The sequence below is a fragment of the Flavobacterium sp. FlaQc-52 genome, assembly GCF_044007495.1.
GTDB classification, from domain to species: Bacteria; Bacteroidota; Bacteroidia; order Flavobacteriales; family Flavobacteriaceae; genus Flavobacterium; species Flavobacterium cupriresistens.
The window spans coordinates 115882-142196 of sequence record NZ_JBIPCV010000003.1 but is presented as its reverse complement, the minus strand read 5'-3'; the positions used below and the strand labels follow the sequence as shown (position 1 = coordinate 142196).

The window sequence follows — 26315 nt, the reverse complement described above, 5'->3', positions numbered from 1 at the left end:
TATTATTTTGTTATCTGTATAAAGTGAAATGTCCAACAAACTCTCTCATATCTCTCTCATCATTTAGTTTAAGAACATACCAGTAATCACCTGAAGGTAATTCGATACCATTGTATTTACCGTCCCATTTTTGACCGTAACGGTACTTACCAACTTCACGACCGTATCTGTCAAAGATAGAGAACGTTAGATTGTTGTAAATATTGGTACAACCAGGACCCCATTCGGTATAACTACCGTTTGGTGTAAAATAATTGTCAAGACAAACGTCTACAAATTCTCTGTAAAGATTTAATTCAGCTTCACAACCATTCTGATCTCTAGCTATAATTTTATAAGTTCCTGTTTTGTAGAACTTAAATTTGTTAGAAGATGTAAACGGTCCTCCTTCAAAACTGTATTCGTAAGCAGGAGATCCACCAGCAGCCGTAACAGAAATTACATTCATTTCCTGTTGACCGGTAGTCTCAGCTAAAGTCAATTTTGTGTAAGCTTTAACCGTGAAATCGTCAGTGAACTTGAAACAGCCGTTGGCATGAATTGCAGTCACCTTATGAAGACCAGGAGCAACATTTAAAAATACCGGATCATTCGGATTTGTATTAGCAACACCGTCAAGTTCATATGTGATAAGTGATAAATCATAATTACTAGGATCCACACTTACAGTAACAGTAGCTGTTGCCTGATCGCTATCAACACATGGATAATCAATTTTAACTTTAGGGTCAAGCGTAACCGGGAATGGTAATGTTACCAACTGCTCACCAAAACAACCTTTACTGTCTATAATGTAAACCGTGTGTCCACCACCTATTAGGTTAGGGAAACTAAATACCGTTTGTCCAACTGCACCAACTGTAAATGGTCCTTTATCATTATCCAGACTATAGCTGTAAGGACCTGTTCCGCCTTTTACTTCTACTTCAAAATAACCATCTTTATCATCTTTACATAGTTCTGGTCTTGTATTGGCTACAATTTCAGTAACTACGATTGGATCCGGTTGTTTAACCTCAACATCTTTGATGATGATATAACAACCATTTTCATCCTGAACCATAACATCGTAGAATCCTGGTTTCAAGTTTACGAATCTATTATCATCAAAGAACTGTTTGAACTCAGGCTCTATAGCATATTTATAAACTCCTGTTCCTCCTTGTGCATTTACTGTTATTACTCCGTTATTGTAACCGTTACAGCTAATATCTGTAGCAATTGCTACTGCCGTTAAAGGTGCTTTTGGTTCTGTAATATCGATTACAGCCGAAGGTTGCTCACAATCTACACTGCTTACCTTCACGATATATCTTCCAACTTTTAAATCGGTAAAGACACCTGGTGTAAGCTGAATCGGAGCCGGAGCAATATCTTTTCCTGCAGCATCTTGTAAAGTATAGATATAGTTTCCTAAACCTCCTTTAGCAATCGCGGTAATAGCACCCGTAGCACTTCCACTACACATGATATCGATATCAACTAACTTGTCAAATGTTAACGCTGGAATTACAGGCATTTCTACATAATTAGACTCCGAACTTGTACATCCGTTTGCATCTTTTACAAAATACTTATAAGTCGTTTTAGTAGTTATAAATGGTAACGTTATATCAATTGACGAACCTGTCATTGAAATATAGTTGGTACCATCTTCACTATAGAAATAAGGTGCAGTACCTCCTGTAGCACTAAGTGTAAGAACTGGGAAAACTTTACAAGTTTCGTTCGTTTTCGTATCTAGTGAAGCCTTAACTTTTGTAGGCTCAGCAATAGTCACTGTATTAGAAACTCCTTTACAAGTCCAACTATCATTAACCGTTACAGAATACGTTCCGGCTTTAAGTCCTGTAAATTGCAGGGCTCCTTGTGATTGTTGACTGATTACTGTTCCGTCTACTAAAGTTCCGTTCAAAGTATACGTATAGTTACCTGAACCACCTGTTACTGTATTAATCGTAACCACTCCATTTTCGTCATCATAACAAGCAAGTAATGGTGTAGCGCTGATCACAACGTCAATTGGTTTTGGAATCTCTAACACCACTGGTGTAGAAACTTCACATCCTTTACTGTCTCTCACAAATACCGTATAAGATCCCGGAATTAATCCTGGGAAAATTCTATCTGAAGAGTAAGCCACATTTACAGGTCCTACCAATTTAAACTCATAACCACCTGGCCATCCACCTTCAGCAGAAGCTGAAATTCTACCGTCTTTATTCCCTACAGCACAAGTAATATCATCTTTAGACGCTAAAATTGTTAATTCAGCTGTTGGTCCTTCAATACTAAATTCAGTTTGAACTGGACAGAATGGAGTGCTATTTAATGTAGCATCTACTGTATAAGTACCACTTACCAAATTAGTAAGATCTAATTTAGCCGAAGTAGTAACTCCATTACGAGTTGCACCTGATTCTTTGTGTGTAATCACATAAGTAAAGATACCTGCTTCATCTGTTGGAACAATGTTGTCAACCAATGTTAAAGTAGCGCTACCGTTAGCCTCACCAAAACAAATAACATTTTTCACATTTGAAGCTACGATTTTGAATGTATTTGGCTCATTCACTTTATGGAATTTTTCGATGCTACATCCCGTTACCGTGTTAGTCACGATAATTTTATATAGACCAACTTTTAATCCTGTAAACAATCCTGTAGGACTAGATGTAATAGGGTAAACCGTACCGTCAACACCTTCTAGAGTATACGTTAACGTTGGTAATGTTCCTATTGTCGAGATTGCCGAAACACGAATCGACTCATCGTCTTTACAAGTAATTGTAGTAACATCAATTTTTAAATCACTGATGTTAGCATATGGGGCAATAACAACACTGTTAGACTGACCTTGACAATTGTTAGAATCAAAAACAGTTACGGTGTATGTACCACCTAAATAATCAAATTCTGTAAAGGTATTTCTGCCGTCTTTTTGAACAGAAACTCCATTTCTAAAGAATTCGTAAATCACATAATTACCTGAACCTCCTGCAACAGAACCCGGGGTTACCGTGATTGTAGCATTGTTTGCGTCATTAGTACCCGCAGTACAAAGGTATTGCGTAACTGTTGGCAACAATACTGTAATAGCTTGTGGTTGAGGCACTGTAACAGTTGCTGTACCAGGACATCCTCTTCCTGACAATACACTTACGGTATATAATCCGAATGGTAAGTCATTGAAAATTGGTGAATCCTGAGCTGGTCTTGGAGTAAATCCGGCTGGACCAGTTAAACTGTACGTATATTTAGGATTATTATTTGATGCAGCTAACGTTACTGTAATAGTTCCGTCTGAACCACCATTACAAGAAACAGCTGTTGGAGCCAACTTAATTCCGGTTACCAATGTAGGAACCTCAATTTCTTTTACTACTTCTTTTTCACATAATGTAACAATATCTCTTACTTTAAAAGTATAAACTCCCGGAGCAAGATTTGTAAAGTTAGGTTGAACCTGACTTGTAGCCCAATTGTCTTTCGTATATACATAGCTGTTTGGAGGTGTAACTGTACCACCCAAAGCTTCTAGTGTAATCTCACCATTCGTAGCATTACAAACCGGCATGATACTAACTCTTGCACGCAACTCAAGTGGATTTAAAATCGTAACCGGAGCAGCTGCTGTTGTTTTACATTGGTTTGCATCCATTACCGTTACGGTGTAGTTTCCTGCTGCTAAAACAGTAAAGAAACTATCGTCCTGGAATTGTTTTCCGTCTAAACTGTATTTTAAAGGACCAACTCCATTTGCAGTAACATCAATTCTATACCCTGCAGCGCTCGCACATTGGCTGGCCACTTTTACATCGGTAATTACCGGTAGAGGGTCAACAGAAATCTGTACGGTTTGGAAAGCAAAACAACCGTTAAGGTCTTTCACATAAACATCCCATGCATCAAACAATGGAGCGATCTTAGTCGTTGCAATTGTTTTAGTTCCTGATGCATCGTAGTCTGTAGCAACCGGTAAAGTTCCTGCAGGTACAAAAGCAAAGATATAATCCGGTGTACCACCCACAATAGTTGTTTTATCTACCGTAAGCACTGCTCCTTTTGTATTACAATTCTGATTAGCAACATTTACTTTCAATCCACTAATATTTAATACCGGTGGTTGTGTAAGAGTTACTTTATTTGAAAGTACGGTACAAGCAGGGTATGCTGTTTGTGTAACCTCAACTTCATAATCTTTTCCTGCTGCTAATCCTGTAATGATATACGGATTGTTAGTACCTGCATTTATAGCTGTTCCTGAAGCTACAGGCGCTCCTGCAAGAAGTACTCTGTAATTGTAAGTTCCTGTATAATTTTCAATAGTGATCGTAATTTTTCCATCACTAAACCCGTCACAGGTTACCATTGAAGAGGCATTTGCAATTACTTTCATAATATTAAATAACGGAACGTTATAAACATCAGAAAGAACAGTACATAAAGTCGTTTTATCTTTGATTAAGAACTGGTATGAATGACCGGCATCTGCAGCTATATATTTGAACGTACTTGTTCCAACCGGAACCTGAACTACGCCACCAAACAATACACCATCTTTATATACCTGGTATTCAAAATTAGCAGTACCACCAGCAATAACTACGTTTATAATTTCACCTGCATTGGTACAATCTGCTTTAGTATCTAAACTAGTTGTAGCAGAAATCAATGTAGGGAATGCATTTATTGAAATTTGAACATCATCAACACATCCGTTTGCATCTTTCACATAGAATGTAAGAGTTTGAGCAGATTTGTTGTCTACGTTGAATACATTCGTAGTCTTCCAATTACCAGTTGCGATATCGCTATACGTGTAATCTGAAACTAAACCTGCTCCTACACCACCTGCACCTGTAACGGTAACAATTGTTGTGTTAACAGTATTTGTAGCAGAACATGTAAATGGCGAAGCAACAGCCGAAGCAACAACCGGATTTGGTTCATTAATTACCACGTTATCAGAATCTGAACAACCTCTGGCAGAAGTTACCGTAATTGAATACGTACCTGCAATTAAATCTGTAAATAATGGATTATTCACCTGAGTAACAACAGTACCAACCGTTGGCGCTGTACGCTGAATAGTGTAGGTATAATCCGGATTATTATTAGAAGCAGCCAAATTAATTAAAATTGAACCGTCTCCTGTAGTACCCTGAGTACCTGAACAACTTGGCGAAGTTGGAGTAGCAGTAAACACAACCGGAGTTGGAGCTGTCATAACAATCGCTGGAATTGGGTAAGAACATCCTTTAGTATCGTATACTGTAAATACATAACTACCTGCAGCAGTTACCGTATAGTCAGCAAAAGTAGCAGCGGCATTAGCAAATGCTACCGGTGCAGAAGGAAGTCCTCCGTTTATTGCTACTGTGTAGCTGTAAGCAGGATAACCTCCAACAGCTTTTACTCTGATTGTTCCGTCAAGAACACCTGTACAATAAAGGTCTTTTCTGTTTTCTACCGAAGCAAAAAGCTGACCATTGATCTTAGTTGTTGCAGTAGCTGTACAACCAAATATATCTCTAACTGTAATGGTGTAATCACCTGGTTTTAAACCTGGGAATGAACCACTAGTTTGCCAATTTGTACCATCAATACTAAACTCGTATGGTGTTACTGCATGTGGCGCACCTACAGAAGTAGCACTAACGTTTATAGTTGTTGAATTATCACTTACATAACAGTAATTTGAAGCATCTATTGTAATAGTTGGCTTAACCGGTGCAGTTAACGTAAATGAATCTGTTAACACGCAACCGTTAGCATCTCTTACAGCAATAGCATACGTTCCAGTTTGTGTAAGACCACTAAAAGTTCCGTTGGTATTTGTCAAAACAACTGTATCAGGTTGCGTCACACTAAAAGTGTAATTACCCCAACCATTCAGAGCTGTTATAACAACCCCACCAAAAGTAGTACAACCTAATGGCGTAACCACTTTACTCATCGTAAGTGCAGCTGGTGGAGCAGTAATTGTAAATGGCTTAGTCATTTCACAATTTGTTACATCATCGTACACTCTTATAGAATGCGGACCAGCAGCTAATCCTGTCAGATCAATTTTTGCTGCAGTTAAACCTGTTACGGCAGCTAAACCATCTAATTCATAACGATAAGTTCCTCCTACCACTGAACCAAAACCTGATACGAAGAAAGAAGCTTTCCCGTCTATGGCTGTAGAACAAGTGATACCTGTTGTAGATTGTACAACAATATTAATTTTTGTAACGTCATTAATACGCAATGGTCTTTGGAAAATACAACCATTTGCATCTTTAACCTGGAATACGTAATCTATATTCGGTTTAATATTTCCGAAAGTAGCAACTGGACCATTGTCAATCATTTCACTAACAGGTGAAACAATTTGATACGTAAGGGCACCAACACCATTATCAACTCCTGAAACAACAACAGTTGTTGTCAATTGTGTACACGTAATGGCTACTCCTGGTGTCAAATCAAAATCCGATGGAGGGTTTAATTTAAGGATATCAACAGTACCTGACTTAGCACAACCATTTTTATCTCTTACACTAAATGGAATATTTAATTGATCCGCTTTAGTATCAATAACGTAATAGGTGTTTTGAGTAGTGAACGCACTATTGTTAAAACTATATTCATAATTACCACTACCTCCTGTTGCAGACAAAACAACTTTAGCGTCTTGTCCAACATTTGCAGGGCCGCAAGTTAATGGGTCAATAACCGGAGCAGAAATAATTACTTCTGTTGGCTGACCTAAAATTACAGAACCTGTAGCTTCACAACCTAAATTATCTTTTACAATGTAATTATAAGTTCCGGCCGCAACGTCATAAATAGTTTTTGTTGTGAATAATGATCCATCAAAACTATATGTATAAGGTCCTTTCCCACCTGTAGCCGATAACTTAACACTTCCTGTACCTCCAAAACATAAAGGTTGAATAGGATTTGCAGCCGGTACAATTGGTACAATGGCGTCAATAGTTATAGGATTTGTGTCAATAGGACAACCATTTAAATCTGTAATTCTGAATACATACGTATCTGCAGCAGCTGCAGGAACCGTATAATCAAATGAGGTTACACCGGCAACAACAGTTGTTACAGGAGTAAATGCTGTAAAACCACCAAGGCCTCTCTTAACCTGGTACGTATATGGAGTTGTTCCGTTTTTAACTTCAACATGAATAACAGCATCTTCAACAACAGCTCCTGTCACAGAACAAGCCAAGACTTTGTCGATAGTAGCCACCGCAATTGGTGTTGCATTGATGTTTATAGTATGTGTAATTGGACAACCATTTTTGTCCGTAATAATAATAGTTTGCATTCCGGAATTAAGACCAGAAGCTGTATAAATTAATGTGGTAAGTGGAACTGGATTTCCACCATTAACACTTACTTTATATGGCGCCATTGAAGGTGTTGGGTCTGTTACTGTAACCGTAACAGCAAATGCTCCTTCTACAGCACAATGATTCACTACACTTAAAGCAAATATCGGATTTGGATCCAAAAGAACTTTAACTGTTTTTTCTGTAATACAGTTATTGGCGTCTTTAACCCAAACCAAATAATCTCCTGACTCCACATAGAATGTACCTGTGCTATGAGTAGGTAAAAATGAAGCTACAGTTGGTTTAGTATCATCAGCAGCATTAAAACCAATTGATCCGTTATCCGTAACAATTTGGTATAAATAAGAACCCGCTCCACCAGAAGCCTGAGCACTAACAATACCAGCCTTTGGATTACAGTTATCATTTTTAAGAGAAGACGCCAGTAATGTTAAAGGTGTTGTTGCTTCTTTTATTTCAAACATAGTTGAAGCAGCTTTACATCCAATAACAGCTCCGTTCTTTTCTGTGAATACGATATAATATCTTCCCGGAATTAATGTTCCAGGCCCTGTTGCAGGATATGTTTTAGTAAATGATGTACCTGTAATTACTTCGTTTAATACAGGGCTTATTACTGCATTATCCTGATCTCTGAAAATTTGGTAATCAACAGAAGTTGTCCCTGCAGCATATCCGGTAACTGTAAATGTTACTTTACCATCACCAGCTCCGTTACAAGTAACGTTCTGAGGAGTTGGAGTTCCAACTAAACTAGAAGCTGGAGCTATAGGACCACTTGCCGTTTTTAAGAAATAACAATTTGTAGTTAAATCATGTACCACAAAGGTATAAGTTACACCAGGTATAAGAGGATTAAATGTTTTGGTATTACCATTAGCAACATCTGGTCCTGAATAGTTATTCGTATAAGGAGGCGTATTAAATTCTAGTATTCCAAACGCATAATTTCCACTACCAACCGAAGCAACAGCCTTAACAATCGCAGTTCCTCCTGAAGTACAATCAGAAGCAGTAGAAATATCAATTTGCAAATCGTTTGGCGGCGATGCCATAACTTTCTCTACCGATACCGAACAATCGTTTTGGTCTTTCACTTCTACCGTATAAACACCAAAATTGATAATATCAAACTTGTGATTTTCTCGAGCGGTAGTTGTATACGAAGCTTTATACCCAAAATTATTACTAATATAGTAGGTATATTGTCCTGTTCCACCCGTAGCGCTAATTACTGTGATGGAACCTAAAGTTGATCCCGGAGGTGTTGACGTTGGATCACATTCTATATTTGCCACAACAGTATCAAAAGTAATAGGATCCGGTGCCACAACAAATACTTGTGCCGTTCCTGACACCACACAACCTTTAGCATCGCGAACTTGGTAAGTATATCCTAAACCAGTTCCTGTTGCTCCCGCTAAATCTGTAAAATACCCCGTAGTATTACTTGTAAGCCAATTATCGATTGTATAAGTAAACGGAAGAACTCCACCAGAAGTAACCGAAATTTGAATTGTTCCTTCTTTAGAAGAAGTACATTTTGTTCCTGTCGCTACTGCAGTAATAACAGGAAGTATAGGCGTTGTAACGGTTACCGCAACTGTGCTTTCTGCCTGACATCCGCCAGAAATAACTCTGAAATAATAGTCACCGGCAGCTGATGTAGTATAAACATTACCAGCAATTGGTGTATAAACCATTGAAGGTGCTTTTCTAACCTCATATGCATAAGTAGCTCCACCACCAATAGCAGACAATGTTACCTGCGCATTTGTAGTTGTAAAAGGTGGAATTACGCTACACGTAACATCTTTATCTTGTTTTACTGTAAGCTTTAATTGGTTACTGATATTTAAAACAAAAACAGGTGATATACATCCGTTATCATCTTTAATAGTCAAATCATAAGAACCAGGTCCCGGAATAGTTTTAACTGCGTTTGAAGAGTAATTCCCGTCAACACCATATAAAATACCTGAACCTGCGTAAACAGTTCCTGACATTGTAATACTAAGATTACCTCCTGTATAACAAGTTACCGGAATCGGATTTATTGTTGGTGTTGCATCACGTACTACAGAAACAGTTCCCGTAGCCGGACAACCTTTAGTGTCTCTAACAAATACATTGAAACTTTCACCATCTACAAGCGTATTTTTAGTAAATATTCCGCTTGTATTTGTAAAATCTGCCGGGAATACCGGTGTTGGTGTTCCTGCTTTTGCAGAAACTACAGCATAATACAATGTACCTGTACCTCCAGAAGCAGTTACTGTAATTTCTGTGTTAGGCTTGTCACAGTACACTTTGGTACCCGTCGCGCTGGCAATAGTAATTACACTTGGGTTAGCAAGGTCTACAAAAGCCGTGTTACTACATTTTGTAGTTGGGTTTGTTACCGTAATCGTATATCTTGTTCCTCCTGGTAAGTTACTGAAAACAACATTATTTCCTGTTTTAACTCCTCCAGCAATAGTAGCGTTAGCGGTGTTTTTTAACACATAAGTAAATCCTGTTGAATTTCCTCCAACAGTAAACTTAATTTTACCATCGCTTACTCCATTACAACTTACGTTTGTATCAACTACACCGTTCACATTAATTGGTGTCACATTGATAATTTCAAAATTATCACTTACTGTACAACCGTTAGCATCTGTAATAGTAAAGTAGTATTTACCAGGTGCTAAATCTGTAAAAGTGTGCGACTGCGCAACAATTCCTGTTTCAACAGGTCTTGCCGGTGCAATTGCAGCTGTTGTACTAGTGATTTCGAATTTAAATGGTGATATACCATTCGTTATTGTTACTGTTAAATCAGTATCTAATTTCGTAGGATCACAACTGATTACTTGTTGCTGTGCAAAAATCAAAGCACTTGGTGGTTTTAATGCAAGTATAGTAGTAGTTGCTGTTGTTGTACAATCATTAGCGTCTTTTACTGTAATTGTTACCAAACCAGGCGTATCGGTTGTAAATGTATTTGAATCTACAAACCCTCTTCCATCACCATAATCGTATTTGTATTTTCCTCCTGTAAATGGAGTACCATTAATTGCTGTTACAGTGACTGTAGCAGCTTCTGGTGCATTTGCCGGGCCACATTTTAATTTTGTTGCATTTGCAGTAGCACTCAGAGCAATCGCAGGTTCTGTAACTGTAACGGATACAGGTAGAGAAGGACAGCTTTTTGCATCTATCACAGTAACACTATATGTTCCTGCTTTTACATTTGTAAATACATTACTTGTCGTTTGTGAAACTACTGAACCTGTTGTTGGTGCAGTTGGTGTTAAAACATAGGTATAACTTCCTGCAACAGGATTTGTTACTACCGTAATTGTTCCTGTAGCGCCTCCTTTACATTTTATAGCAGTAGGAGTTGCAGAAGTAACAATCGGTTTTACCAATGTGTTTATCTTTTGACTTACCACTACAGTACAGTTTTTACTGTCTGAAATTTCGAAATAATAAGTAGCAGCACTACTAACTGGGTGAGTAAATGAAGTTTGACCAGCCGAAAGTGTTGTGTAACCACCTGTAAATGGAGCTCCCGTTGTATTTACTCTGTATTTATAATCCGGATAACCCGCATTAATATTATATACTCTAATTACCGCATCTGGCGAAGCAACAGAGCAATCCAAATCTTTATCTAAAGTAATACTTGCTGCTATTGGTGAAGCCACAGTTGGTACCGTTAATATTACAGAACATCCTGTAACAGTATTTGTTACCGTAATAGTATGATCCCCAGGAGTTACTTTTGTAAAAGTTCCATTAGTCTGTGTTGCTCCACTGTCTAACTGATAGGTAACATTTGTTGCTGCATTAGGAGATACTTTTATGGTAGCTCCGGTTCCTGCAGCACAGAAATCTGAATTGACAAGATCAATACTCGCTATTGGATCAACTTTATCATTGATCGTGAAGTTTTGAGTTTTTGAACAGCCATTTAAATCGGTTACGACAACAGAATACGTTCCTGCTGTTAAATTATTAAAAGTTTTAACCGTTTGTGTAATAGCAGTACCTGCCGGAGCAGTTGGTGTCACTACATAAGTGTATGGCAACCAACCTCCAACTGCGTTTATGATAGCGGTTCCTTTTACCTTACAAGTAACATGCGTTAATGTTGGTAAATTTAAAGCTAAAGCTACTGTCGGTGCTAAAATATTTACCGTTTGCGTAGCAAAACAAGTAGTTGCTGTATTAGTAACAGTAATTGAATGTGTACCTGCATTTAAATTTGGTACAGAGATCTCAAATGAAGTTCCTGCTGCCGGAGATGTTCCGGTTTGAACTGCCCCTGAATCTACTGTATAACTATAAGCTACATTATTCCCCATTCCTGAAACGGTAAATATGGCTGATCCTTTAGAATCTCCCAAACACATCACATTGATTTGTGATTTAACTGTTACCGAAATAGTTGGCAATGAGGCAATAGAAATTTCTTTCTCGAATTTACAATTATTTGCATCTGCTACTTCAAACTTATAAGTAATACCGGCATCTAAACCAGCGAATACGTTACTTGGCTGATAAGCACCAACTGTAGGTAAAAGCATTCTATATTTTAACCCTGTAGTTGGCACAGCAATTCCTGCTGCATTGACAACATTTGAAATGGTTACATCCGCTTTATTAGTTGGACAAGTTACTGCTGTAGGAGTAAGTGTCATTCCCTTAGGCGGGTTTAACGCTACTATAGTTCCCGCAGGAATTGTTTTAGGACATGATTTGGCATCTGTAATAATTACGGTATAAACACCCGCTGCTGTTAAATTACCAAATACATATGTTGATTGTGGACCGGCTACTGCTACTCCATCTTTATACAATGTAAACTTATAAGAACCATTTCCACCAAAAAGACTTGCACTTGCAACTGTAATAGTCGCAGGATTATCGCAAGTATATGGGGTTGTTATTGAAGCTGTACCTGCTAAATCTGCAGGTTGGAAAACCTTAAACGAATACGATTTCTCACAACCTTTAGCGTCTTTAACGATATAAGTATAAGAAGTACCAGCAACTGAACCTACCAACGGACCATAAGTATCTGTAGTAGTAAAGGCTCCAACACCATTAAACTGGTAAGTAAACGGAGCTACTCCTGTTAAACCTATAAGTTTAACTTTACCATCGTTAGCCCCAAAACAAGTTACATTTTCTACTTCTTCTTTTCCTGTTACAGCTACTTTACCGTCAACTTTTCTGTCAATACTAAAAGTACATTTGTTAGCATCTTCTATATCAAAAGTATATGTTCCGGCTGTATCTGCAGAATAGGTAAAGGTTGGTCCTGTAATAGCACCACTTGTAAATAAGATAGTAGCACCTCTTTTAACCACATACTTATACGGCGCAGTACCACCTTCTATAGTAACTTCTATAGTAGCATTTGGTGCAACCGGGTCACAGCTTAGTGTATTTTTAATTTCTGTTTTCGCCGTAATTTTGGCGTCAATTTTTTGGCTTACTGCAAGAGCTTCACAATTATTATCATCTGTAATTAAGAAGTCATACGTTCCTGTAGCAGTTGCCGTGTACTTAAAACTTGGCCCTGCAAAACTAGGACTAGGATCGCTGTAAGTTCCGCCGTTAACTTTTACCTGGTAGGTATATGGTCCTATACCACCCTTAATAGTAACCGTAATTTCCGCTTTATTATTATCAAAACACAAACCTGTATTGGCTACTACTTCTGCTGTAGGTTTTACCGGTTTATCAATAATTAAATCTGTACCTGTGGTACCCGGACATAAATTTCCGTCTGTTCCAGTTACCGTATAAGTTCCCGGTGGGATATTCGTTAGTATTCCATCCGCCGGGAAAGTTTTAGTAAACGGTGAATTTTTATCTTTTAATGTTAAAACATAAGGTTCAACCCCTCCGGCCGCCGTTACAGTAACGGTTGCATTGGTTTTACAATTTGCAATACTTGCTTTAGCAGTTAAAACAAATGAAGTAGGTGTCGTAATTTTTGTAAGTATCGTAACACTACAAAGTATTCCAGATGGTGCTGCAGGATTGTCGTATCTCACACGAACATCATAGTCACCAGCTGCTTTACCTGAAATATCAACTTGAGCAGTTGTTGATTTAGCCCATGTCGCTCCTCCATCTATGGAATAAAAGTAACCTTTCGCCGTATCGAAATTTTCAGCAACAATACTGAAACCACCATCTTTGTCTCCGTTACATTTTATATTTTTAATTCCTTTTACAGTAGCTGTAAATGCTTTTTTATCTTGAATAATAAGTTTAAGCTTCTGCTCAGACAAACATGATTTTGGTAATTGACGGACCCAAATATCATCAATAACTAAGTCATTACCATCATAAACTTCACTTCCTGAACGTACGACAAAAGTTAAGTTTGTATTATTACCAGGGTTCATTTTTATACTAATTGGAACCCATTTTCTCCTGTTTACATCATAAGTACCAGGTGCAATTGCCCCAGTATTATCTGTTGCAACAACTTGTCCTGAAGAATTAACTAATTCAACTTTAATATATGGAGCTTTAGATGCATCGCCAACACCCGGATTTAATAAGTTTCCGACGTAAAAATCTACGATTATATCCTGATTAGGAATAACGTCTACAATTGGTTTACTATAAAGAACACCATATTTTCCAGCTGCAGATCCAATATTTACCAATAAAAATCGTCCATTAGGATCTCCAGTATTGTTTAAATTATTTGGATTTGTGGTATGATCTTTAAAGTGAAACCATGCTCCTGTATTATTGCTTAACAAATCGTCATCTCTCCAAAAGAAACTTGCAACAGAATATTGATTATCTTCAACCGACCTTGTTGGGTTAGGACATTGATAAGGCTTTAAAACTCTTTGATCATTAAAACAATATGCAGAAGCAATACCTGGCGAAGTTGTTGGGGCTCCGCTACCAAAATCTTCTTTCAATAAATTACTGAAAGTTGGAGCAGATACCAATTTATATTTTACAATAATATCGTAAGTACCAGCCGGAACATCTTTAAAGACATTTGGTGGCACATTAGTATTTAAGGTTGTTCCTAAATAATACTCATAGGTATAAGTTGTACTTGGATCGGTTGTTACGGTAACCGTAGTGGTTCCTTTTCCGTCACAAGTATAGGCTGTTGGTTGTACAGTGAAAACCGGATCAGACGGTTTCGGGTCTAAAACAATACCCGACATTTCATAAATACAATCTGCAGCATCCTTAATCAATAAAACATAAGGTGTGGCTCTTGGCTCTACATAAGCCTGATTTGAAGTTATCCATGTACCTCCACCATCAAAACTATAACGGTATAAATTTGGCGCAGCGAAAGGAATACCTCCCTGAGCATTTGTAATTCTTACCAATCCTTGGTTTTCATGACCAGTTGGTCCGCAACCTGATAATTCGGCAACTCCCGCTGATGCAGTCAATTTTGATGCTGGTCCTCCAACAATTACTTCTCTGGCCAGATCAAAACATTCATCTGTACCATAAGTATATTTAACGATTACACTGTATTTACCCGGATTCAGGTTAGTAGTAGGCGATGTAGTATAAGCACCACCATCTACATTATAAGAAACTGTATAACCAGAATTTGATGGCGTAACCACCATTGAAATTTCACCTCCGTTATCATTATAACATTTACCATTTTTGGTATTGAATGTTACAGTAGGTTTAAGAATATCCGTAACTTTTATTGGTGGTATTGTAACGCGACATCCCTTATCATCTACTACCACAATATTGTATTCTCCACTAGTCGGCAAAGGTCTTGTTACCGGAATTTTAGGATCTGTAACATAATCTGTACTACCATTTACATAGTATAAATAATAAGGTGGTGGTCCTGGTCTTGGAGTTCCACCGCTTACTGATACTAAAATTTCACCATTAGCACAAGCTGTAAGTGGTTTAGTAAGATTAGCCGAAGCTGTTAAACGATAATCGAAAACTTCTATTTCGTCGATTTTGTTACAACCATTATGATTTGTTGCGCTTAAAACCTCATACTTACCTGGTGCAACACCTGTAAATGTGACATAATTATTATCAATAAGTCCTGAATTCTGAATCTCAACCGCACTTCCCACTGCTCTTAAGATAAATCTGAATTGTCCCGGTACATTATTAATAACCGCTTTTACTGTCCCTAATTCACCGTTACAACGTGGATGTGTTGCTGTAATTTCTGTGCTAAAAATAAGTTCTTCGACATTCACTTGAACATGAAACGGACAAGATGAAATTTCTCCATTTACAAATACAGTCTGTCTGATCTGAACATCATAAGACCCTTTCGCTAAATTATTAAATACATTTGAAGCTTGGTAGTTTACACCATCAAGACTATAAGAATATCCGGTATTTGGAAGTGGATTTGTAACCGTGATCGATCCCTTAGTATCACAAATAATATCTTGTTTATCTGCTTTTGGATCTAGTAAATTTTGATATACATTAAAATAATAAGTAGCGATACAAGTATTACCATAATTCACTACAAGTCTAAAGACACCAGGTCTGTCGGCAATATAGTCAGGTCCGGTTTGAACAGTTGTCCAGTTTGTTGCTCCTTCATAAGGACAGGTATCCGGGCCTGGAGTTGCCGGAAGATCTTTAGTTTCTTGCCAAACAATACTTTCTGCTCCAATAATTCCGGTCACTAATGGTCTTTTATCGTTTAAACCACATAAAAAGATCTTAGGAAAAGGTTTACCATCTCTTACGCAGGTAATCACCTCACCTGTTAGGGGATCAATGTTGTCTCCTTTTATTGGATTCTTCTTAGCTCCTGTAAGATAATCAACTACGTTAAAAGTTTGTTTGATCGGTTTACAATTTACCGCCCCGCTATTTTCAACGGTATAAGTCCCGGCTTTAGTTACCGTTACCTGTTGGTTATTGCCTCCAAAAACAACTCCGTTTTGATCTTTCCATATATAAGTGGTATAACCGTTGGCTGCTTTTAAAGTTGCAGTATCACATAATGACACGTTTCTATTAAACAAACATTCGTCAATACCAACTAAGAAATTGGTCGATGTAGGCTCTCCAACATTACAAGAAGAAATAGTAGAAAAACTACCTTCACCAAATCCTTCAGGACTGGTATTTTTATCTCCATAATATTTAGAAATAGCCGTGTTTTTTATTTCATTAGAACAGGCATCCACTAATTCATTACAATCTTTTACGACTCTAACTTTAAACTTAAGAATGTACTCTGCTCCATCTGCAGGAACAAAACTATCCGGTATACTAAATACCAGCGTTCTTGTTGCTGCTGTATAGGTAGCGGTAATACCCGGATACGTTTTTAAAATATCCGCTGTACCGTTAAAAATTACATTATTAGGAAGAACGTCGGTAATAGTAAACCTTTTAGCATTGTCATTACCTTCATTTCTAAATTTAATTTCATATCTAAGTTCCTGATCCAGTTTTACCGGTTGTGATCCGATATTATTATCATCTTCATCTAATACATTCTTTTTAAGAACTATTTTCGGAGCGATAATTTCTACCGATAATGCATTAAAAAACATAAAATAAGAGTCTCCTGATGTACTAATCCTAAGCGTAGCATTGGTCTCATCATTCTGCATTATTTTATTCTTATCATTATCAACCTTAATAACACCGGCATCATAACCTAATGTATTTCTACTGGCTGGTTGTCGACCCGCCAGAATAATATCTCCATCAGTTATGGTACTGTTAAAAAAGTTTGGCTCACTGGACGTAATTGGTCTCACTAGAGATTTAATCGGTCCGTAAGCAGCTGATTTTGCTCCTTTAATGAAAAGACCATCACCTGTAATTCTATTATCCCCTTCTAATGCACTAAAAGCTAATTTTACATTTACGTCTCCAAAAGGATTCGTTCTAAAACCCGAAATAGGAATATCTAATGGCGGATCAGCATCTCTAATAATACTAAAACCATCAAAACTCGTAATGTACTTACTTGGGAGCAATGGATCTTTATAAATCACAAAAATTGACCAACCGGCAGAATTACCACCGTCACCATTTAATATCCCCTCAGAACATACTAAATCAGCGACCGTGTAAACACCTTCTTTCGCTGCTTTAACCTCGTCTGTAATCTCTTTAAAACAAGCATAGGGCTTTGATTTATATACACCAGTAACACCCGTACCTCCTTCATCATAAATTAATGTACCCGTTAATGCTTTATAAGCAGCACCAGCTTCAGGTGTTTTTAATCTAATTTGATTGATTTTGCTTCGATCAGACCCTTGATAGGTTCCTGACCAATATAAAGCAGCATAAACAATTTCAAAACAGCTTTTACTGGCTTGTGGAATTGTTAATGTTGCTGAACTTGAATTAAAGCTGGTTTCATTGTCGATATCAATATTTCGCATATCGAATCGGTCATTGTACTGGCTTCCACTACCAACATCATTATACGCATCATTTGGCTTTTGCCCAGTTCCGTTATCTCTATTTAAGATATTGTTTCCAATAACTAAAATATCTCCATTCAAACTGGTCGTATATCGCGAACTGAAGCTTTTTCTTAACTGAGAATAAGAAGAAAAACTTAGCAATAACAGTACAACTGCGATTAACGTTTTAAAAATAGTAGGTTTTTTCATAGTCCTTTTTATTTACTTAAACTTTATTCTCTAAGGGGCATTAGCGAATAAAAACAATTAGTATTTTAAAATTTTATTATTTAGACTCTTCCCAAAAATTAAGAAGGGCACAACTTTTTATTGATGTTAATTTTCCACTTTAGCGATAACCATTTTCCCATTGTATGGTTTGCTGCCTTTAGCTTCCAGTGCTTTTTGAGCATCTGATAATCCTTCGAATTTATCGTAATAGATGTAATATTTACTTGTTGTCACATTATAAAAGAAATTTACATTTGAAACTCCTGAAGCTACTGCTTTGGCAAGGAATTCATCTCTCTTCTCCACACTGCTGTGTACAGCAACAATTAAATAATACCCATTGTCAGAATTTTTAATATTCTTAATAATCTGCATGTTTGACTGATCTTCTCCAAAATCAAAATCACTTGCCGTTAGTGGTGTATTACTTAGCTTTGTTGTTTCTTTTATACGTTTAAGAGCAGCCAAATCCTGTTCATATCTTCCTTGATCATTTTCGTATGCAGCTCGTTTAATTCTACGTTTTTTCTCAATTTCAGTTTCTGCCTTAATACGTTCTAAATTGGCAAGTAAAGCTGCACTGTCTTGTTCCATTTTAAGCTGTGCTGCTTTCAACTGATTTATTTTCTCCAAATAAGCTTTGTTTAAAGCATCATTTTTATTTGGTACTTTTTTAAGTCTTTCGTTGTATAAATTTGTCAGTTTAGCAATCTCGTCTTTTTGTATTCTGTTTGCATCAGCCAATTGTGATTTTAAAGCTTCTAACTGACTGTTTTCAGCAGCAACACTTTTGAACGGTTTAGGCTCTTTGTAGATCCCTTTATCGCTTAAGTCATTCTCTTCTCTTAAGTCGTCCAAATCTTTTTGTTTGTTGGCTACCGTTGCATTAAACTGTTCCAATAAATCACTTTGTGTTTTTCCTGAAGCATCTAAAGACTGCGTTAAATTGTCAATCGCTCTTGCTGTATCATCTTTCGGTGCTGAAGCCGCTTTTGCTGCTGCTAACGCTGCTGCATCTGCCGCTAGTTTTGCTTGTAGCGCTACCGCATCAGCTTTGGCTTTAGCATCTGCTAATAATTTTGCTTCACGTGCTTCTTCAGCCAATTTTAATTGTCTTGTTTCTTCTTCAGCTTGTAATTTTTCATTTGCTTCTGCATCCGCTTTAGCTCTGGCATCTGCCAATAACTTAGCTTGCGCTGCTTCCATATCTGCTTTAGCTTTAGCATCTGCTGCTAGTTTTGCCTGAAGTGCTTCTGCATCGGCTTTAGATTTGGCATCAGCTTCTAATTTCGCTTGTAATGCTTCTGCATCGGCTTTCGCTTTGGCGTCGGCTGCTAATTTCGCCTGAAGTGCTTCTGCATCCGCTTTCGCTTTAACATCGGCTGCTAATTTTGCTTGTAATGCTTCTGCATCGGCTTTCGCTTTGGCATCGGCTGCTAATTTTGCTTCTAATGCTTCTGCATCAGCTTTCGCTTTAACATCGGCTGCTAATTTAGTCTGAAGTGCTTCTGCATCGGCTTTCGCTTTGGCGTCGGCTGCTAATTTCGCTTGTAATGCTTCCGCATCAGCTTTCGCTTTTGCGTCTGCTGCTAATTTTGCTTGTAACGCTTCTGCATCAGCTTTCGCTTTGGCATCGGCTGCTAACTTAGCTTGTAATGCTTCTGCATCAGCTTTCGCTTTTGCGTCTGCTGCTAACTTAGCTTGTAGTGCTTCTGCGTCAGCTTTCGCTTTAGCATCGGCTGCTAACTTAGCTTGTAATGCTTCTGCATCCGCTTTGGCTTTGGCATCTGCTGCTAATTTTGCCTGGCGCTCTTCTTCTTCTAATTGTAATTTTTTAGCTTCTGCATCAGCTTGTGCTTTGGCAGTAGCTTCTGCATCCGCCTTAACTTTAGCATCTGCCAATAACTTAGCTTGTAATGCTTCCATATCCGCTTTCGCTTTGGCGTCAGCTGCTAGTTTTGCTTGTAGTGCTTCTGCATCGGCTTTCGCTTTGGCATCAGCTGCTAATTTCTCTTGCAATGCTTCTGCGTCGGCTTTCGCTTTTGCATCGGCTGCTAGTTTTGCTTGTAATGCTTCTGCATCGGCTTTGGCTTTTGCGTCAGCTGCTAATTTCGCTTGTAATGCTTCTGCATCGGCTTTGGCTTTTGCATCAGCTGCTAGTTTTGCTTGTAATGCTTCTGCATCTGCTTTGGCTTTTGCATCAGCTGCTAGTTTTGCTTGTAGTGCTTCTGCATCCGCTTTGGCTTTTGCGTCTGCTGCTAGTTTAGCTTGTAATGCTTCTGCATCCGCTTTCGCTTTGGCATCGGCTGCTAGTTTTGCTTGTAACGCTTCTGCATCCGCTTTCGCTTTGGCATCGGCTGCTAGTTTTGCTTGTAACGCTTCTGCGTCGGCTTTGGCTTTTGCATCGGCTGCAAGTTTTGCTTGTAATGCTTCTGCGTCGGCTTTCGCTTTAGCATCGGCTGCTAATTTTGCTTGTAATGCTTCTGCGTCGGCTTTCGCTTTAGCATCGGCTGCTAGTTTAGCTTGTAGTGCCTCTGCATCCGCTTTAACTTTTGCGTCTGCTGCTAATTTTGCTTGTAATGCTTCTGCGTCGGCTTTCGCTTTTGCATCAGCTGCTAATTTTATTTTCAATGCCTCTGCATCGGCTTTCGCTTTGGCGTCGGCTTCTAACTTAGCTTGTAATGCTTCTGCATCCGCTTTCACTTTAGCGTCTGCCGCTAATTTTGCTTGTAACGCTTCTGCATCGGCTTTGGCCTTAGCATCTGCTGCTAATTTTATTTTCAATGCTTCAGCATCGGCTTTCGCTTTGGCGTCGGCTGCAAGTCTTGCTTGCAGTGCTTCTGCATCGGCTTTAACTTTTGCGTCAGCCGCTAATTTTTCTTTTAAGGCTGCTTCTTCGGCTGCTTTAGCTTTAGCATCAGCTGCCAATTTTGCTTTGTTTGCAGCATCAATGCTAGCTTTTGTTTTTGCAGCTGCTGCAGCTTTTGCTTTTGCATCTGCAGCAATTCTTGCCTGAAGTGCATCAGAATCAGCTTTGGCCTTAGCATCGGCAGCTAAGATGGACTGTAAATCCGCTTCTTCCGCTTTTGCTTTTGCATCAGTTTTACGTTTCGCTTCAGCTGCGTCAGCTTTGGCTTTAGTATCTGCTGCTAATTTTATTCTTAAAGCTTCAGCATCTGCTTTCGCTTTAGTATCTGCTGCTAATCTTGCTTTTGCAGCGGCTTCCGCGTCTGCTTTAGATTTATCAGCCGCTAATTGTGCTTGTGTTTTTTGAGGTGTTACCGGTGTTGCTGTTTTAGCTTTAGCCGCTCCTTCTGCGTCAGCTTTTGCTTTTGCAGCTGCTAATCTTGCTTTCGCAACAGCCTCAGCATCTGCTCTCGATTTATCAGCCGCTAATTGTGCTGCTGTTCTTTGAGGTGCTGCTGGTTTAGCTACAGTTCTGGTTCCGGCAGTTTTTGCTCTTGCTTCAGCTACAGCATCAGCTTTGGCTTTGGCATCGGCTGCTAATCTTATTCTTAAAGCTTCTGCATCTGCTTTCGCTTTAGTATCTGCTGCTAGTCTTATTTTTGCAGCAGCTTCTGCATCTGCACGAACTTTTTCGGCTGCCGCAAGTCTTGCTTGCTGTGCTTCTGCATCTGTTTTAGCCTTCGTGTCAGCTGCTAACTTCGCTTTTTCTGCACCACTCACTCTTGTTACCGGAGTTGTAGAAGCAGTAGTCTTTTTAGACGGTACCGGCTTTGATTGTGCAGGATCTATAAGAGAACCTTCTTCATCATCACCATAATAATAGTTTCTGTTTTTAAATTTATAAGCAATAGCAAATTCATGAGAACCTCCTAAATTAGACAGATTACCCAATCCTCTTTCATAGTTATATTCAATAGCAATGCTTGGTGAAATATTAACACCAAGACCTGCTGAAACACCGTATAATGAATTATATCCTGCCTGTGCCCAAACTCCTTTTGGAATCGCCACCATAGCAAGTCCAGAAATGATAGTTTTATCTTGCTTGATTTCTGTTTTTAAGATTCCCGAAAATTTACTTCTGTCAAAAAAACCATAAGCATCAATATAACCGGTATACATAGCATGTAACTGAATGGCTCTTTCCGGATCTTCTTTAACTACTCCTGAACCAAAATTGTACAGCACTAAATTATTCACAGACAATCCAAAATCAAGGAATGCAGTACCATAATTAATCCCGGGATTGATCGTTAACATCGTATTTGAAGGATAATCTGCGTTTAAAACGTCCTGATCATCAGATACAATCTTTCCTTTATTCAAACTGCTTTGATAAATGCCCGCGTTTAAACCAAAAGTCAAATTGCTGTCTTCCTCCAAAACGATATTGTGAGCAAAGTTTCCAACTCCGCCAAACACTGTCATTAGACCATAGTTTTGTTGAAAAAGACTAAAAGCAAAAGCTTCATTTTCTCTAAAACGTCCCGAATAACCGAAAACATAGGTATTTGGGGCGTTCTCAAACTGAGTCCACTGTCTTTTGTTGTAAAAACTTATATAGGCATTTTGCTCTCTAACAAAGCTAAATGCTGGGTTGATTAGGTATCTATTAAACTTTAAAGAATTTCTGATAGGTAACGAAAACGAAACAACTCCATTCTCAGGGACAGCTGTGTCCTGTGAATAGAGTACATTTGAAAAACCGTAAAATAAAGTTATGAATAGGTAAATTTTCTTCATATTATTTTATCACAGTTATTGATCCTTTTTTATCACCCGAGCTGGATTTAATGACGTAGTAATAAACAGGATTAACATTTTTAAAATCTTTTATAAACGAATTGAATTCGGGATCGTAATTACTTCCAACATCATCATACATTACTTCTCCGTTTGAACTCAAAATTGTAATTTTTGTATCAGGCGTTTTGTATACTTCCGGTACATTCCAATAAGGAGAACTACTACTTAGTTTCACAATATTTGGAACAACATTCGTTTTTGCATCTTCTTCAGAAGTAACTCTGAATGCAAATTCTTTAGAAGAAATACAGCCTGAAGACTGTGAAATTTTTGCTCTGTAGCTACCTCTTACCGCTATCTGATAGGTATCTGTGTTAGCACCATCAATAAGATTGTTGTTTAGATACCACTCGTAAGTTGGATTGGTAGCATCAGAAGTTATGGACACTTTTAAAGTTTCGCCAGCTTTAAGTTTATAGGTATCTGCAACATCAATACTGGCAGAAAAACTATTGCTTTTTAAGTCGATAGTTCCATTGGCCACACATCCTCCAAAATCTACTGCAACCGAATATAATCCGCTCTCATTTGCATTGATAGAACGTGTTGTTTGTCCTGCTAATACTTTACCATCTTTACTCCAAACATAACTGTTTCCCGAAGTAGCAGTCAAAACTGTACCCGCTCCGCTGGAACAAAAAGGATTCCCTAAACTTGAGGTTACTGAAACCGCTGAACCGGAACCTGATGACGAAACTGTCACACGATTTGAATACGATTCAGAACTACAAGTTCCATAATTTGTTTCTACATAATAAACTCCCTCGGCAGTTACGCTGTAACTAGGGCCGGTCGCAGCAGCGACTAAGGTTGGAGGCACAGAAACACCATTATCTTTGTACCAGTTATAGGTTAAAAAATCATACTTTAAAGGAGATTCATTTAAAGGATCTGCTCGATCAGGATCAATCGTTAACAAATAACTTCCTCCCGCACAAAATGTAGCGGTTCCTTTAAAATTATTTATAGTATACTGATTGTCATGCGCTTTAAAATAAATTGGGAACGCCGTTTTATGAGCAAACGAAGTGAATTTAGGACTTGCATAACCGGCAGTTGAAACTCTAAGACTATAAGTATCCGATCCCTTAAGGGTTGAAGGAACCGCAAATTTTATTGTTTTCTGAGTAGGAGTATCGTTTATAACAGGCAGAATTGTAGCAGCAGGAATTACCGTTACAAAATTATCGGTAGATAACTCAACTGTAAACTCTGTTCCTGCCGGAAACCCGCTATAGGTAAAAGTGGCATTATATTCATTGTGCACCGTACCCGCACAAATCCTATCAAAAGATAGTATTTCCGGGTTTACAACTTTCGTTTGAGCAAACAAACTCGAGTTGGCACAGAATAACATGCCAAATAAAAGAAAAAATTTGGTAAAAATTAGAGTAGTTTTTTGAATCATATAGTGCGTGTTCTGGCTAAATCTATATCTTCAAAAAACAAAATGTTTATAAATGATTCTGAAAAATCATATCTGTAATTCTCAATAATATCTTTTGCAAGTACTGAATAAGTAGCAGCTATTGATGAATTCTCTTCACATTTAAAAGTAATTAGATTACACTCACCAGTTGTAGCAAGGCTATCCTTGGGGATGGATAGCCCTTCTATAAACTGATTAGAATCAGTATCTAATTGGCTGATACGTTGCTCAGCTATATCTTTGTTTTGGTCAAGCGTTGACGCTGTCTTTTTACATTTATTAAGTACAGAAAAAGTAGGTTCTTCTATTGTACTTTGTGCATATAGACTTAATGTCATAGGCAAAGCCAAAAATATAATACAAGTAAAATATTTTTTTATTGTTGGGGCCATTATATTATGATCTTTATTTGAGTCCGATTTAAGACGAATACATAAATTGTGTCTGGGGACTTAATTAATAAAATTTACGCTCTAAAATAAAAATCTATGTCTTATCTATCTGTTTCCGCTAGAAGCCGTAATCTTTCCTAATTGTAGTCTGAAATCAGGTTTCTTTGGGTTAAAGATGTCAATAAATGTCTCTTTGTTATCACTTTGTGAATACACGTTAAAGAATACGCTATTACCATACCAGCTCTCTAAATCTTCATTGTTAGAATTGTATTCTGTAAAGATATTTCCGTTACATAGGTTGAAATACATTTCTTCAAATCTGATTTTTTTAAGATTGGCATCATTAATCTCTGTTTTACTGTCTAATAATACAGCTGGATTAAATCCGGAGATCACGCTACGTTTCATTTCAAGTGATGCAGTTTCTGCAACATAAATAGCTTCTTTTACTAAACCAGACTGAATGTCAGCTTTAATATTTTCACTATCGTTAAGCATTGTAATATTCGAAGCAACTACTAAAGTAGGTTTTTTAGTAAAATCTGTTTCGCTTTTCTTATCGTATGTTCTAACCTCCATACAACGAGATCCGTCTTTTGTACTAGACAAATAAGAAGATCTGATTGCTAATGAGTTGTATAAACGACATTGAACTCCTTGTGTGAATTTAAAATCATCATTAATTGATTTATAAGAAACCAATTTAGTTGCATTTAAGTCTCCACCATAGAAAGCAAATGAATTACCACCTGAGTAGCTAACCATTACGTTTTCAATTATTGTTTTATTTCCAACACCTGCAACAGTTAATCCGTTGAAAGAATCTAAACCTTTTACTTTTTTACCTGCGAATTCGATTCTAACGAATCTTAAAATTCCTGAGTTACCGGCAACATTATCACCACCATAAGTAGTAAGAGTAGGGTCTAAGTCAAGGTTGTAAGAACCGGCGTTTCCGAATTTATTAATTGGAGAATCACCAAGAATTACAAGTCCTCCCCAATCACCAGCTTTTTTCTGGCTACGGTTTGAAGTAAATACAATAGGATCAGTTTCTAATCCGTCTGCAATAATTGATGCACCTTTTGTAACTACCAATGTTCCTTTAGTTTCGAAATCACCAATGATTAACGTACCAGGCTCAATAGTTAAAACAGCATTATTAGTAACATAAACGTTTCCTTGTAAAACATAAACATTCCTTTTCATCAATTTTGTATTAACAGAAATGTTTCCTGCTAAAATTTGATTTGCTTCTCCATAGTCTACTTTGTTAGGCTTAAATTCGGTCCAGTTATTCAACCAATTGTTGTAGCCCATAATTCCTTTCTCTTGCTGAGCACTCATACTGGTTACTGTCAAAAGGATGCAGATGATTTGAGTAATTTTTTTCATGATAAGGGGGTATTACGGTTAATAATAAATTTGGGTATGCGTATGCGTAATATGATAAAAACTCATCTCGAATTATCTGATCGTAATCAGGATGCTTCGAGAACGAGTTGTTATTTGTACTTCTACTTTTAAAATTTTATGAAACTCTAACAGATCAAATATTTACATTGTTTTATGGCTCGCTTAGAGTAAGAGCTTCAAGCACACTGTTTTACAGTACTTTAACACTTCTTTTTCTCTTTACAAATGAACTTAAAAAATCAATACATAGCTTATACAAACAAACAACTAAGTTGTTATA

5 protein-coding genes are annotated in these 26315 nt (G+C 37.7%); all 5 read right to left on the bottom strand.

The genetic code is table 11. The features are described 5' to 3' along the window. Positions 1-10: 10 nt before the first annotated feature. The 5 genes from ACHRV5_RS07210 to ACHRV5_RS07190 all read right to left on the bottom strand — a co-directional run bounded on the left by ACHRV5_RS07210 (position 11) and on the right by ACHRV5_RS07190 (position 26014). Positions 11-18001 carry a T9SS type B sorting domain-containing protein gene (locus tag ACHRV5_RS07210; RefSeq protein ID WP_395426282.1) on the bottom strand — a complete coding sequence of 5997 codons (17991 nt, stop codon included), beginning with the start codon at positions 17999-18001 and terminating at the stop codon, positions 11-13. 126 nt (positions 18002-18127) lie between these two features. Next, a complete protein-coding gene (locus ACHRV5_RS07205) occupies positions 18128-22732 on the bottom strand; it encodes a type IX secretion system membrane protein PorP/SprF (protein ID WP_395426280.1) in 4605 nt (1534 codons plus the stop codon). 1 nt (position 22733) lies between these two features. Further along, positions 22734-24203: a gliding motility protein SprC gene (gene sprC / locus ACHRV5_RS07200; protein ID WP_230004021.1), complete on the bottom strand. Its 1470-nt coding sequence runs from the start codon at positions 24201-24203 to the stop codon at positions 22734-22736. Further along, positions 24200-24616: a hypothetical protein gene (locus tag ACHRV5_RS07195; protein ID WP_047774525.1), complete on the bottom strand. Its 417-nt coding sequence runs from the start codon at positions 24614-24616 to the stop codon at positions 24200-24202. Before ACHRV5_RS07195 ends, sprC begins: the two co-directional genes overlap by 4 nt. A gap of 105 nt (positions 24617-24721) precedes the next feature. Then, complete coding sequence (locus ACHRV5_RS07190) at positions 24722-26014, bottom strand: hypothetical protein (RefSeq protein ID WP_047774527.1); 1293 nt, start codon at positions 26012-26014, stop codon at positions 24722-24724. Positions 26015-26315: the final 301 nt, after the last annotated feature.

Excerpts from the sequence above, each read along its gene's own strand:
- sprC (WP_230004021.1), bottom strand. The coding sequence starts at position 24,203 with ATGATTCAAAAAACTACTCTAATTTTTACCAAATTTTTTCTTTTATTT.
- ACHRV5_RS07195 (WP_047774525.1), bottom strand. The coding sequence starts at position 24,616 with ATGGCCCCAACAATAAAAAAATATTTTACTTGTATTATATTTTTGGCT.
- ACHRV5_RS07210 (WP_395426282.1), bottom strand. The coding sequence starts at position 18,001 with ATGAAAAAACCTACTATTTTTAAAACGTTAATCGCAGTTGTACTGTTA.
- ACHRV5_RS07205 (WP_395426280.1), bottom strand. The coding sequence starts at position 22,732 with ATGAAGAAAATTTACCTATTCATAACTTTATTTTACGGTTTTTCAAAT.
- ACHRV5_RS07190 (WP_047774527.1), bottom strand. The coding sequence starts at position 26,014 with ATGAAAAAAATTACTCAAATCATCTGCATCCTTTTGACAGTAACCAGT.